This window comes from Lachnoclostridium edouardi (assembly GCF_900240245.1).
Lineage (GTDB): Bacteria > Bacillota > Clostridia > Lachnospirales > Lachnospiraceae > Lachnoclostridium_A > Lachnoclostridium_A edouardi.
On sequence record NZ_OESQ01000001.1, the window covers coordinates 1 to 12,206 of the forward strand.

Consider the following 12,206-nt stretch of genomic DNA (forward strand, 5'->3'; position numbering starts at 1 on the left):
CTGCGCTTTCTTGATTGCCCGTACCTTTTTACTGGTATCTTTGGCGTAGAAATCGTTAAACAGATTTCGGAAAGGGGTAAAATCATTGTCGCCCTTTGCACTGTCTACACCGTCATTGATTGCGATACAGCGCACATCTCTTTCAACGAAAAAGATTTCTGTATAGTAGCCGACTTTTAGATAGTCACGCCCCAAGCGGGACATATCCTTGACAATGACTGTCGCCACATTTCCGGCTTCAATCTCTGCAATCATGCGGTTAAAATTCGGGCGGTCAAAAGTCACACCGGAAACGCCGTCATCAATGAAAAATACCGGATTTGAAAATCCATTGTCTGCGGCATATTTAGATAAAACGGCTTTCTGATTGACAATGCTGTTACTATCCCCGTCGAGCGCGTCCTCTTGACTTAAACGGGCATATAATGCGGTTATCTGTTCGGGCTTATAGGTATTTGCTGTCATGTTCATTCCTCCTGTAATGAACGCCCGACAGACAGGTTGCTATCTCCATTATAGCGGACTTCTTTTTCTTTGTCAGTAGGCGTTTTGACGGTTTCTGATTTTATGAGCCGCTTCATCTTGTCGTAGAGCCGTTCCGAGCCGCCGCAAGAGGTAGACACTTCATAGAACGTGCCGCCGATTTTGTAAGTGACTGTTTCATTGCCGGATTGCCCCGTTTGGGCTTAAATTCTGCTGTTTCCTGTTCCTGCTTCTTTTCCATTCCTTTCCCGTCCTTTCCTTGTTTTGTAATGTGATAAGTTTCGTAGCAAGCATATGCATGATCCAGACGGGGGAAATGTAGTATTTACTCCAATCGGGGGAGACGGTACATATGGAATCCCTTTTAGGTCTCTGCTTCCAAAAGGATTTTCTAATTTAGCAGTAGCAGGAAGGTGTATTTCAGTAACACATAAAGGCCTTGCCTCAGCCAGAACCATGTCTGCCTGCATGTGTATGGGACAGGCGGCAGGCACGGCGGCAGCTATGGCGGCAAGTATTAATGGGGATTTTAGAAATATTTCTGTGACAGAGCTACAGAAAAAATTGGAGAAAGCAGGGGCAATTTTAAATTAAGCAGAGCAGCTTAAAAGTTATAAAGTTAAGTTTGGAAAGGGGAAGGTTTATGAAGGACAAAGTAAGAGAAAAAATAGGAAAAGGGGCAATTTGTTTTGCAGTATGCGGGGCTATGCTGTTGTCTGCCTGCAGCAGCAAGGAAGGAGAAAAAGAAAAAAGTAATAATAATACAGAGACAAACCAAACCTTTGAAATTAAATATAGAAGTGGGGCCACTTCCGGATGCTTTTATCCTGTTTCAGCTTCAATGGCAGAATTTCTTCCTCAGGATATTACAGGTCTGACCAATGTAACAGTAACTCCAGGCCAGGGACAGTCTAATGTTCAGGCGGTTCAGGACAAGGTCTGCGACATTGCATTTGCAAAATTGCCGGGGACAATCTTAGGAGTTGAGGGAAAAGAACCTTTTCAATCTCCATGTGATAAAGTAAGAAATCTGATGTATTTTTACGATGAAGCTTTTTATCTGGTAGTATTAGCAGATTCTGGAATTGAAACAGTGGAAGATTTAAAAGGTAAATCACTATCTACACAGACTGTTGGAAATCAGGCCGAGCAAATGACAAAAGAGGTTTTAGCCGCCTACAATATGGACTATTCAGATTTAAAGAAGGTTTCCTACGTAAACAGCTATGACGATTCTGTGCAGCAGATGAAAGATGGAATTGTAGATGCATTTACGTTCGCCAACGCGCCGCCTGTTGCAATTCTTACAGATTTGGCCTCCACCAGAGATATAAAAATCATTTCTATTGAAGATGAAGAAATGAAAAAAGTATTAAATATGAATAAAGGGTATGTATCCAGAGTTATTCCAGGAGGAACATATGATTTTCAGGAGCGGGATGTTGCAACATTTGGAGGGGCAGTCCATGTAATTGCCAATGAGGAAATGGACGAAGAAATTGCTTATGAAATTGTGAAATCAACAGTAGAGCATTTAACTACTATACAGGAAGCCCATGTGACCTTTAAAGATCTGACTCCGGAAAAAATGGGGCAGGAATTGGCATTGCCATTTCATCCGGGAGCTGAGCGCTATTTTAAAGAGATAGGAGTTATTAAGTGAAAGAAAAAATCATTAAACTGATTGCATTACTATTTGGAGTCTTCCATTTATATACATCTTTTATGGGAAATTTAGATCCAAACAGATTAAGGGAAGGGCATTTACTTTTTGCTATGCTCCTTGTATTTTTAATGAAGCCTGGATCAAAGAAAAAAGCTGACAGCACAGCCGGCCGTATATGGACGGCAGCAATGATTATATGTACAGTACTGCCCTTAGGATATTTAATATTGAACTATGAAAGGCTTTTAAATCGTATGCCATATGTACAGGAATTAGAGATATTTCAGTATATTTTGGCGGGAATGCGGGTACTTGCTTTGTTGGACAGTACCAGGAGAAGTCTGGGCATGGCGTTGCCGCTGGTAGCCGGAGCCGCCATTATTTATGCAGTGGCAGGACAGTATATTCCGGGAGTATTTGGGCATCAGGGATTTACAGCTTTAGAAATGGCAGATTTATTAGTATACACTACAGAAGGTATATTCGGCATGGCTTTGGGAACATCAGCCACTTTTGTAATACTATTTATTATTTTTGGTTCATTTTTAGAAAAAGCAGGAGTGGCAGATTATTTTATGGATTTAGCTTGTGCTCTTACGGCAAAATCTAAGGGAGGGCCGGCTAAAATGGCTGTAATCTCCAGCGCGCTTTTCGGCAGCGTATCAGGAAGCGCCATTGCCAACGTAGCTACAACAGGTCAGATTACTATTCCGTTAATGAAAAAAGCAGGATATAAAAAAGAATTTGCGGCAGCCGTAGAGGCAGTTGCATCTACAGGAGGTCAGCTTATGCCTCCTGTCATGGGAGCGGCAGTATTTGTAATGTGTGATTTTACAGGGATTCCATATGTACAGATATTAAGATGTGCAATACTTCCCGCATTACTTTTTTACAGCGCAGTATTTTTTATGGTACATTTTGAGGCTGTAAAATTAAATCTGGCTGGTGTGCCCCTAAGTCAGCTGCCTGAAAAATCAGCTCTTATAAAAGGGGCGTATCAGCTTCTGCCTTTAGTGGCTATAGTAATTATGCTGGCCCTGGGATACAGCCCTACATATGCATGTTTGTTGGCGATTGTCAGCATTATAGTAATTTCATGGGGAGATGCCAAACACAGAATGGGGATAAAAGCTATTTGCCAGGCAATTACAGCAGGAGCACAGGGAGCTGTAAGCGTGGCTGTTACCTGCGCCACAGCAGGTATAGTTGTGGGAATTGTAAATTACTCTGGTTTGGCTTTAAAATTTACATCTATTATGCTGGCCATTGGAAAAGAAAATTTATTTTTAGTGCTTGTTCTGACAGCCATGGCTACTATTGTTTTAGGCATGGGACTGCCTACAACGCCTTCTTATATTGTGGTGGCCTCTTTAATGGTTCCAACGATTGTAAAACTGGATATTCCTGTAATAGCGGCTCATTTATTTGCCTTTTATTTTGCCAATGTAGCTAATATTACGCCTCCTGTAGCCTTAGCCTCATACACAGCGGCAGGGTTAGCGGAGTCAGAGCCTTTAAAAACAGGATTTTTAGGCTTTAGACTAGGAATTGTGGCATATATTGTGCCGTTTATGTTTGCTTATAATACAGGTCTTCTATTGTTAGGAGACAGTATTTTTCGGCTGACGCTGGTTGCTGTAACTTCATTTATTGGAGTGTATTTTCTGACTGCCTCCAGCGGCGGATGGCTGTTAATAAAAACCACAGTCCTAGAGAGAGCTTTACTGGCAGCGGCAGCCATAGCTTTAATATATCCAGGACTTTATACAGACATATTAGGAATGATATTAGGCGCAGGGGTGATTTTACTTCAAAGTACAAGGAAGAAAAGATATACATAAAAATGGGAGTGTGATATACTAGAGGAGATAAAATGGAAAGAATTAGGTGATTTTTTGGCAAATATAAATACGAAATCAATTCGGGAACAGGTGGCTGACGTGCTTCGTTCCCGAATCATTAATGGAGAACTAAAACCAGGAGACAGAATTTCTGAGCGAGATATCAGCCGGGAACTAAATATCAGCACCACCCCTATAAAAGAGGCGATTCGCGTGTTGGAGACATCTGGTCTGCTGATTACATTGCCTAGAAAAGGCACAATAGTGTCCCAATTTGCAAAACAGAATCTGGCTCAGATATCTACTTTAAGATCAGCTTTGGAGGGAGTAGCGGCTAATTTGGCAGCCACTAATATGGATGAGGAAGCAGTTAAAAAATTAGAGGATTCTTTAGAAAAAGCAGAGCAGCTGATTAATTGCGAAAATATTGACCAGGTGGAGAGGTACAACAGAGAGTTTCACGAAAGCATTACAAAATACAGCTGCAATCCTTATTTAATCCAGCTGATAGAGACTCAGAGAAGCTTTATTTTAGGATTTAGACAAAGCGGACTTAGAGAAAGTCAGGGCAGAAAAGAGTCTTTAAAAGAACACAGGGCAATTTTAGACGCAATAAGGAAAAGAGACGGCGAACTGGCGGAGACTCTTATGAGAAACCATATTAGACGTTCATCTGTGTATGTTTTAGACACCTTGAAATAACCGGTCTTGTTCCATAAGCAAGTAGGACAACACCAGGAGGAACCATGGATTGCAATAAGACAAAATTCAGGCTGGCAGCTTCCATTAAAAATCTGATGGGGGAAATGTCCCTGGACAAAATTATAGTAAAAGATATTGTGGCCGGCTGCGGGCTTACCAGACAAACATTTTACAGGAATTTTCGGGACAAATATGATTTAGTGAATTGGTATTTTGAAAAGCTGGTGCAGCAGTCCTTTGAAGAAATGGGCGTAAGCTTAACACTCAGGGAGGGGCTGACAAAAAAGTTTCAGTTTATCCGGGAGGAGAAGGTGTTTTTTACGTGTGCCTTTGGCTCCAGCGACTACAATTCCTTAGTCAAGTATGACTACGAGTACATTCTGAAGTTTTACAGAAATATTTTACAGGAAAAGTTTAACAAGCCTTTGGAGGAGGATGTGGAATTTTTGCTGCAGATGTATTGTCAGGGCTCTATTCAGATGACAGTGGACTGGGTAAAAACAGGCATGAAATTTGAGCCGGAAAAAATGGCTGACCTGCTGATTCAGGCGCTGCCTAAAAAGCTGAACAGCCTGCTGTATTTTTTGGAAATGTGACACTTCCCTTTATGTGTAACTTGTTTTTTTAAAGGTAGGATGTTAAAATTTTATCATAGTAAAAATTGCACAGGAAAGCAGGAAAGATTTCTGTGGGAAAAGGAGAAAAGACTATGAGCAACAGAATTGTATTAAATGAGACATCCTATCACGGCGCAGGAGCAATTAATGAAATCGCTAATGAGGCAAAGGCAAGAGCATTTAAAAAGGCTTTTGTATGTTCTGATCCTGACTTAATTAAGTTTGGGGTTACAAAAAAGGTTTTGGATGTGTTAGATCAGGCGGGGCTGGTTTATGAGGTTTATTCTGATATTAAAGCTAATCCTACCATTGAAAATGTACAAAATGGGGTAGCTGCTTTTAAAGCTTCTGGAGCAGATTATTTAGTGGCAATCGGCGGCGGTTCTTCTATGGACACTGCAAAGGCAATCGGCATTATTATTGCAAATCCGGAGTTTGAAGACGTGAGAAGCTTAGAAGGCGTAGCTCCTACAAAGAATCCAAGTATTCCTATTATTGCAGTTCCTACAACTGCAGGCACAGCGGCAGAGGTTACTATTAACTATGTAATTACTGACGTGGAGAAAAAGAGAAAATTTGTTTGTGTAGATACCCATGACATTCCTGTAGTGGCAGTAGTAGATCCTGACATGATGGCCTCTATGCCAAAGGGACTGACAGCCGCAACTGGTATGGACGCGTTGACACATGCGATTGAAGGCTACATCACAAAAGGCGCATGGGAAATGACAGACATGTTCCACTTAAAAGCCATTGAAATTATTTCTAAATCATTAAGAGGGGCTGTAGATAATACAAAAGAGGGCCGGGACGGAATGGCTCTTGGACAGTATATTGCCGGAATGGGCTTCTCCAATGTAGGACTGGGAATCGTTCACTCCATGGCCCACTCTTTAGGTGCAGTTTATGATACTCCTCACGGCGTAGGAAATGCAATTCTCCTTCCAACTGTTATGGAGTACAACGCTCCTGCTACAGGGGAAAAATACAGAGAGATTGCAAGAGCTATGGGCGTAGAGGGAGTAGACAGCATGAGTCAGGAGGAATACAGAAAAGCTGCAGTAGATGCAGTGAAGGCTCTTTCCCAGGATGTTGGAATCCCGGCTGACTTAAAAGAAATTGTAAAAGAAGAGGATGTACAGTTCCTTTCAGAGTCTGCATTTGCAGACGCCTGCTGCCCAGGCAACCCAAGAGATACAAGCGTAGAGGAAATTGCCGCTCTTTACCGCTCCTTAATGTAAAAGGAGCCGCCGGCAGGCGGAGGACAAAGTCCTGAAAAAACCAGCGTACAGTCTTGACAATATCCGCAGTCATATGTTAAATTATTCAGTAATGTAAATACTGTGATAAGGAATATTAAGCTGTGGAAAGCCTCAGAGAGCTGCCGGACGGTGCAAGGCAGAGCGGGAAGCAGCCCAACTGGCCTTTGAGTAGCTTGCTGAAGAAGCGTGGCGCTTTGCGTAGGCGATGCCGGCAGACAGCCGTTACCTGTCTGGGATGTGAGAATCCCGTGAGAGCATACAATGTATGAAATAGAGTGGTACCGCGCAGATCGTTCTGCGTCTCTATAATTTAGAGACGCAGAATTTTTTTGCTTTTATTTTCAGACAGGCGGTATCAGGAAACAAAAGGAGGAAAACACATGGCACAGTATAATCACACTGCCATTGAGAAAAAATGGCGGGAGAACTGGGCAAAAAACCCTATTAATGTAAATGATGGGAAAAAAGAAAAATATTACTGCTTGGATATGTTTCCATATCCTTCAGGAAGCGGCCTTCACGTTGGCCATTGGAGAGGATATGTAATTTCTGATGTTTGGAGCCGTTATCAGCTGTTAAGAGGAAAATATGTAATTCATCCTATGGGATGGGACGCATTTGGCCTTCCTGCTGAAAACTATGCTATTAAAATGGGGGTTCATCCTGCAAAATCTACTGCTGAAAACGTGGCCAATATTAAAAGACAGATTAACGAGATTGCTGCAATTTACGACTGGGATATGGAAGTAAACACTACAGACCCAGGTTTTTATAAATGGACCCAGTGGATTTTTGTGCAGATGTTTAAAAAAGGCTTGGCTTATGAAAAGGAATTTCCTATTAACTGGTGTCCGTCCTGTAAAACAGGTCTGGCAAATGAGGAAGTTGTAAACGGCTGCTGCGAGCGCTGCGGCACTACAGTTACAAAGAAAAACCTGCGCCAGTGGATGTTAAAAATCACTGCTTATGCAGAAAGATTGTTAAATGATTTAGATAAGCTGGATTGGCCTGAAAAAGTAAAGAAAATGCAGGCTGACTGGATTGGAAAATCATACGGAGCAGAAGTGGAGTTTCCTGTAGAGGGAAGAGACGAGAAAATTACAGTTTACACGACAAGACCTGACACTCTTCACGGAGCCACATTTATGGTACTTGCGCCGGAACATGCAATGGCTAAGAGTCTGGCTACTGAGGAGACAAGAGAGGCAGTGGAAAAATATATTTTCGACGCTTCCATGAAGTCTAATGTAGACCGTCTTCAGGATAAAGAAAAAACAGGAGTGTTTACAGGAACATATGCCATTAATCCTTTAAACGGAGCCAAAGTGCCTATTTGGCTGTCTGATTATGTACTGTCTGATTACGGCACAGGAGCTATTATGTGCGTGCCTGCCCACGACGACAGGGACTTTGAATTTGCAAAGAAATTTAATATTCCTATTATTCAGGTTATTGCGAAAGACGGCAAGGAAATCCAGAATATGACAGAAGCTTACACAGAGGCCAGCGGAACTATGATTAACTCAGGCCAGTGGAACGGCATGGAATCCAGCGTGCTGAAAAAAGAGGCTCCTGTTATGATTGAAAAAATGGGAATTGGACGGAAAACGGTGAACTATAAGCTGAGAGACTGGGTATTTTCACGGCAGCGCTACTGGGGAGAGCCGATTCCGATTATTCATTGCCCTCATTGCGGAAATGTGCCGGTGCCGGAGGATCAGCTGCCTCTTACACTTCCAGACGTAGAAAGCTACCAGCCTACAGGCACAGGGGAATCACCTTTAGCTGATATTGAGGAGTGGGTAAACACTACATGTCCTGTGTGCGGCGCGCCGGCCAAAAGGGAAACAAACACAATGCCTCAGTGGGCAGGCTCCTCCTGGTATTTCCTGCGCTATGTGGACAATAAAAACGATCAGGCGTTAGTGTCCAGAGAAAAGGCAGATAAATATCTGCCGGTAGACATGTATATTGGAGGCGTGGAGCACGCGGTGCTGCATCTTCTGTACTCCCGTTTCTACACAAAATTCCTTTGTGATATTGGAGCTATTGATTTTGACGAGCCGTTTAAAAAGCTGTTTAACCAGGGAATGATTACAGGAAAGAACGGCATTAAAATGAGTAAATCTAAAGGAAATGTTGTTTCTCCTGACGGCCTTGTAAAGGATTACGGCTGCGATTCCCTTAGATTGTACGAGCTGTTTGTAGGTCCTCCAGAGTTGGATGCAGAGTGGGACGACAGAGGAATCGAGGGAGTTTCCCGTTTCTTAAACCGTTTCTATAACCTGGTAATGGACAATAAGGATAAGGACGTAAAAGAAACAAGGGAGATGGTAAGACTGCGCCATAAGCTTGTATTTGATATTGAGCAAAGATTTGAGCAGTTCAGCCTGAACACAGTTATATCCGGTTTCATGGAATATAATAACAAGCTGATTGATCTGGCAAAGAAGGAAGGCGGAATTGACAAAGAGACTTTGAGAACCTTTGTAGTGCTTCTGGCTCCATTTGCCCCTCATTTAGGAGAGGAGTTGTGGAGAGAATTAGGCGGCTTGGACAGCGTATTCCACACTACATGGCCTGAGTGTGATAAAGACGCCATGAAGGATGACGAGATTCAGGTGGCAGTTCAGATCAACGGAAAAACAAGAGCAGTAGTCAGCCTGCCTGCAGACGTATCTAAGGAAGACGCCATTGCTGCCGGCAAGGAAGCTGCAAAAGACAAGATTAATGGAAATATTGTAAAAGAGATTTATGTTCCAGGACGGATTATCAACCTGGTTTGTAAGTAAATAAGAGCTTGAAAATAGGGCGCTGCAGGTTTTTTGCAGCGCCCCATTTGTCGCGGAAGGCTATCTTTTTTGTTTCATAGACAATTGTCTGGAGAACATTTTTAATGTGTCGATTTTCTTTTTTTCACTGGCCGGCATGTCTGCTGCCAAAATAGATACAATCACCTCTGTTTCCGCGTCATTAAAGGAAATTCCTTTAGACTGGGCCTCCATATTCAAAGACAGCAGCACAGGAATCATTTTGGCTTTTGGCGTTACCTTAACACGATCTGAAAAATCTTCCAGAATCGCCAGTTTTTTCGGGTCCATATGTTTTAATCTGGGATCATTTTTCCAGTCACTCATTGAAAAGTCCTCCTTTATGTGTTTGATTATATGCCGGCTCCATTCATCTGCTGCATAGCCTGCATCATAAACTGCATTGTGTCGATTCTGCTTTGCTGCTCCGGTGTCAGCAGATTTTTCAGCTGGTCCATAGGGGCCGTAGTGCCCTTCATCAGACTGGACATCAGGGAAATAAGCTCCTGTTCATATGTATTGGCATAGGGCTTGATAGCCTCCAACATGTCAGCAGGCGTGGCAGTCTGCTTAGCCTGGGCCGACAGCCCCATAGCGCTTAGTTCTCCCTGCTGAAATAGATTCATAGTGCGCCGCATCTCCTGCGCTTTAATAAAAACAGAAAACATTTTTTGCTGAGACAGGTTCATATAAGGCAGGGCAGCTTTCATCATCTGAAGATGATGGTTGCCTGTAAGAAAATCCAGGTCAGTAAGCTTTAAAGCGTCATCATTGTGTTGTTCATTCATAAGGCAGTAAGTCCTTTAAATTTCTTTTTGTGATAAATATATGCGCCCGGGAAAGGAATCATACCTGCTGCATATAATATAGAGACAGGAGGTAATGAAGCTATGAATAGCCGATTAATTATAGATGGTAACGCAGTATATGAAATAGATGAGGAATGCTTAAAGAGAAGAGAGTATAGAAACGGAAGAAAAAATTTAATAATAAACGGGCCTGTGTGGAGACAGGAGCAGGGAAAAAACGGGGAAGATAACAGAAGATAGGACTTAAAAAGGGATGGGGCAGAGTCATTTGCCCCATTCTTTTAATGAAGAAGGGCGCTCCTCCTTCGCCTTTTAAGACTTATGGAGAAGCGCCCTGGTTAAACTTCCTAGCTACTGGGAAAATGCCTGCCGGCGGGGAAAATTAACAGCAGAAGTTATTGCCGCCGCCACCGCAGCAGCACAGCAGAATCAGAATCCAGATCCAGTCAAAGCTGCCGCCGCAGCTGTTTCCGCAGCCATTATGTTCAAAACACCCGCCGTTGCCGCCACCACAACAGCATATGAGGATGAGAATAAGGAAAATGATGTTGCATCCTCCATTTCCGCTAGTCTCGCATCCACAACCACATCCGCAGTTTGTTGCTGCTAAATCACTCATGTTTATTCCTCCGATTAATTTAATTACACTTAATCATATGACGACCTGCTTGCCATAGTTTCCGGGTTTTTAAGAAAAAATTGAAAAACATATATTTTTTCCCCTTCTATGTTCAATTTTCCTAAGTCGTGATATAATAGGAGGGCCGGAAAATATTGAATTTTCTGGAAAATTTGGTTTAAGGATGGAAAAACATGGAAAGATTATATTATAAGCTGCCTTATGTAAAAGAGTTTGACGGAACTGTAAAGGAGTGCAGAGAAGGCAAAAAAGGCAGGTATGAGGTTATTTTAGACAAAACCGCATTTTTCCCGGAGGGAGGCGGACAGCCTGGAGATACAGGACTGCTGGATCAGGTCAGGGTGCTGGATCAGGTCAGGGTGCTGGATCAGGTCAGGGTGCTGGATACAAAGGAAAAGGATGGACAGGTCATCCATTTTACAGATAAGTTTTTAGAGCCTGGAACAACAGTTCACGGAGTTTTAGATTGGGAGAAACGATTTGAAAACATGCAGGGTCATTCTGGAGAGCATATTCTCACCGGTTTGATACATAAGACATATGGATATGATAACGTAGGCTTTCACATGGGAAGCGAGGAGATCACCATTGATTTTAACGGAGTGGTAGAGCCTGAGATGTTAGCAGCCCTGGAGGTGGAGGCCAACAAAATCGTAAGCGCCAATATTCCTTTTTTAGTTTCCTGTCCTTCTAAGGAGGAGCTGGAGCAAATGGAGTACCGCAGCAAAAAGGAGCTGACTGGGGAGGTAAGAATTATTACAATTCCTGACGTGGACGTATGCGCCTGCTGCGGAACACATGTGGAGCGTTCCGGAGAAGTGGGAATTATTAAAGTGCTGGGCATGATTAACTATAAAGGCGGCGTGCGTATCTCCATGCTGTGCGGTATGCCTGCTTTCAGAAAGTTAGATTGTTACGAAAAACAGATTGGCGAACTTTCTGTGCTTTTGTCAGCAAAACAGGAAAAGATTGTGGAGACTGTGGCTAAGCTGAAGGGAGAAAACCAGGAAAAGGATATGAAGCTGAATAAATTGTATCAAACCATGTTTGAGACAAAGGCAGAAGGATATCCTGTAAGCAGCCAGCCTCTTGTGGTTTTTGAAAAGGATTTGGAGCCGGTGCAGATTCGCCAGCTTTGCACTATGCTTTATGAAAAAAATAAAGGAAACGTAGTGGTAGTATGTTCCCAAAAGGGGGATACCTTCCAATATGCGGCAGGCAGCAGCAGCGTGGACATGAAAGTATTCAGCAAAACATTAAACGGCCTGTTAAACGGAAGAGGAGGGGGAAGCAGCCTGATGGCTCAAGGCACCTTCCAGGCAGAGGCAGAGGCTATTGAAGCTGCCGTAAAGGCCAACGCGTAAAATAGCAGAAAG

General features: G+C 42.9%; 13 protein-coding genes and 1 other annotated feature. Of the genes, 9 read left to right on the forward strand and 4 right to left on the reverse strand.

Annotated elements, in window-relative coordinates:
- A partial coding sequence (locus tag C1A07_RS00005; RefSeq protein WP_180952137.1) for a recombinase family protein occupies positions 1 to 465 on the reverse strand: 465 nt, incomplete at its 3' end.
- A 312-nt stretch (positions 466 to 777) separates the two neighbouring features.
- On the opposite strand from C1A07_RS00005, the gene C1A07_RS00015 reads away from it, so the two are divergent.
- The 7 genes from C1A07_RS00015 (at position 778) to leuS (ending at position 9,363) form a co-directional block, all read left to right on the forward strand.
- A complete protein-coding gene (locus C1A07_RS00015) occupies positions 778 to 1,077 on the forward strand; it encodes an FAD-dependent oxidoreductase (RefSeq protein WP_101875266.1) in 300 nt (99 codons plus the stop codon).
- 49 nt (positions 1,078 to 1,126) lie between these two features.
- A complete protein-coding gene (locus C1A07_RS00020) occupies positions 1,127 to 2,146 on the forward strand; it encodes a TAXI family TRAP transporter solute-binding subunit (RefSeq protein WP_101875267.1) in 1,020 nt (339 codons plus the stop codon).
- Complete coding sequence (locus C1A07_RS00025) at positions 2,143 to 3,990, forward strand: TRAP transporter permease (RefSeq protein WP_101875268.1); 1,848 nt, start codon at positions 2,143 to 2,145, stop codon at positions 3,988 to 3,990. Before C1A07_RS00020 ends, C1A07_RS00025 begins: the two co-directional genes overlap by 4 nt.
- Positions 3,991 to 4,044: 54 nt before the next feature.
- Positions 4,045 to 4,692 (forward strand): GntR family transcriptional regulator, encoded by a 648-nt coding sequence (locus C1A07_RS00030; protein WP_101875269.1) that lies wholly within the window; start codon positions 4,045 to 4,047, stop codon positions 4,690 to 4,692.
- 44 nt (positions 4,693 to 4,736) lie between these two features.
- Entirely contained in the window at positions 4,737 to 5,288 is a 552-nt protein-coding gene (locus tag C1A07_RS00035) for a TetR/AcrR family transcriptional regulator C-terminal domain-containing protein (protein ID WP_101875270.1), read from the forward strand.
- Positions 5,289 to 5,401: 113 nt separating this feature from the next.
- Entirely contained in the window at positions 5,402 to 6,550 is a 1,149-nt protein-coding gene (fucO, locus tag C1A07_RS00040) for a lactaldehyde reductase (protein ID WP_101875271.1), read from the forward strand.
- A 93-nt stretch (positions 6,551 to 6,643) separates the two neighbouring features.
- Positions 6,644 to 6,879: a binding site (T-box leader), on the forward strand.
- A gap of 72 nt (positions 6,880 to 6,951) precedes the next feature.
- Positions 6,952 to 9,363, forward strand: coding sequence for a leucine--tRNA ligase (gene leuS / locus C1A07_RS00045; protein WP_101875272.1), 2,412 nt, complete (start codon positions 6,952 to 6,954; stop codon positions 9,361 to 9,363).
- 60 nt (positions 9,364 to 9,423) lie between these two features.
- On the opposite strand, the gene C1A07_RS00050 is transcribed toward leuS, so the two are convergent.
- Entirely contained in the window at positions 9,424 to 9,708 is a 285-nt protein-coding gene (locus C1A07_RS00050) for a hypothetical protein (protein ID WP_101875273.1), read from the reverse strand.
- Positions 9,709 to 9,734: 26 nt separating this feature from the next.
- Positions 9,735 to 10,169, reverse strand: coding sequence for a hypothetical protein (locus tag C1A07_RS00055; RefSeq protein WP_101875274.1), 435 nt, complete (start codon positions 10,167 to 10,169; stop codon positions 9,735 to 9,737).
- 102 nt (positions 10,170 to 10,271) lie between these two features.
- On the opposite strand from C1A07_RS00055, the gene C1A07_RS16095 reads away from it, so the two are divergent.
- On the forward strand, positions 10,272 to 10,430 hold the full coding sequence (locus C1A07_RS16095) for a hypothetical protein (protein ID WP_180952138.1): 159 nt from the start codon (positions 10,272 to 10,274) through the stop codon (positions 10,428 to 10,430).
- A gap of 142 nt (positions 10,431 to 10,572) precedes the next feature.
- Here the strand turns inward: C1A07_RS16095 and C1A07_RS00060 are convergent, their stop codons facing one another.
- Positions 10,573 to 10,809: a hypothetical protein gene (locus C1A07_RS00060; protein WP_101875275.1), complete on the reverse strand. Its 237-nt coding sequence runs from the start codon at positions 10,807 to 10,809 to the stop codon at positions 10,573 to 10,575.
- A gap of 194 nt (positions 10,810 to 11,003) precedes the next feature.
- Here C1A07_RS00060 and C1A07_RS00065 point away from each other — a divergent pair, with 194 nt between their 5' ends.
- Positions 11,004 to 12,194, forward strand: a complete 1,191-nt coding sequence (locus C1A07_RS00065) for an alanyl-tRNA editing protein (RefSeq protein WP_101875276.1) — start codon at positions 11,004 to 11,006, stop codon at positions 12,192 to 12,194.
- Positions 12,195 to 12,206: the final 12 nt, after the last annotated feature.

What these genes read in the sequence shown, in the direction of transcription:
- C1A07_RS00015 (WP_101875266.1), top strand. Translation starts at nt 778, where the DNA reads ATGCATGATCCAGACGGGGGAAATGTAGTATTTACTCCAATCGGGGGA.
- C1A07_RS00020 (WP_101875267.1), top strand. Translation starts at nt 1,127, where the DNA reads ATGAAGGACAAAGTAAGAGAAAAAATAGGAAAAGGGGCAATTTGTTTT.
- C1A07_RS00035 (WP_101875270.1), top strand. Translation starts at nt 4,737, where the DNA reads ATGGATTGCAATAAGACAAAATTCAGGCTGGCAGCTTCCATTAAAAAT.
- fucO (WP_101875271.1), top strand. Translation starts at nt 5,402, where the DNA reads ATGAGCAACAGAATTGTATTAAATGAGACATCCTATCACGGCGCAGGA.
- leuS (WP_101875272.1), top strand. Translation starts at nt 6,952, where the DNA reads ATGGCACAGTATAATCACACTGCCATTGAGAAAAAATGGCGGGAGAAC.
- C1A07_RS00050 (WP_101875273.1), bottom strand. Translation starts at nt 9,708, where the DNA reads ATGAGTGACTGGAAAAATGATCCCAGATTAAAACATATGGACCCGAAA.
- C1A07_RS00055 (WP_101875274.1), bottom strand. Translation starts at nt 10,169, where the DNA reads ATGAATGAACAACACAATGATGACGCTTTAAAGCTTACTGACCTGGAT.
- C1A07_RS16095 (WP_180952138.1), top strand. Translation starts at nt 10,272, where the DNA reads ATGAATAGCCGATTAATTATAGATGGTAACGCAGTATATGAAATAGAT.
- C1A07_RS00060 (WP_101875275.1), bottom strand. Translation starts at nt 10,809, where the DNA reads ATGAGTGATTTAGCAGCAACAAACTGCGGATGTGGTTGTGGATGCGAG.
- C1A07_RS00065 (WP_101875276.1), top strand. Translation starts at nt 11,004, where the DNA reads ATGGAAAGATTATATTATAAGCTGCCTTATGTAAAAGAGTTTGACGGA.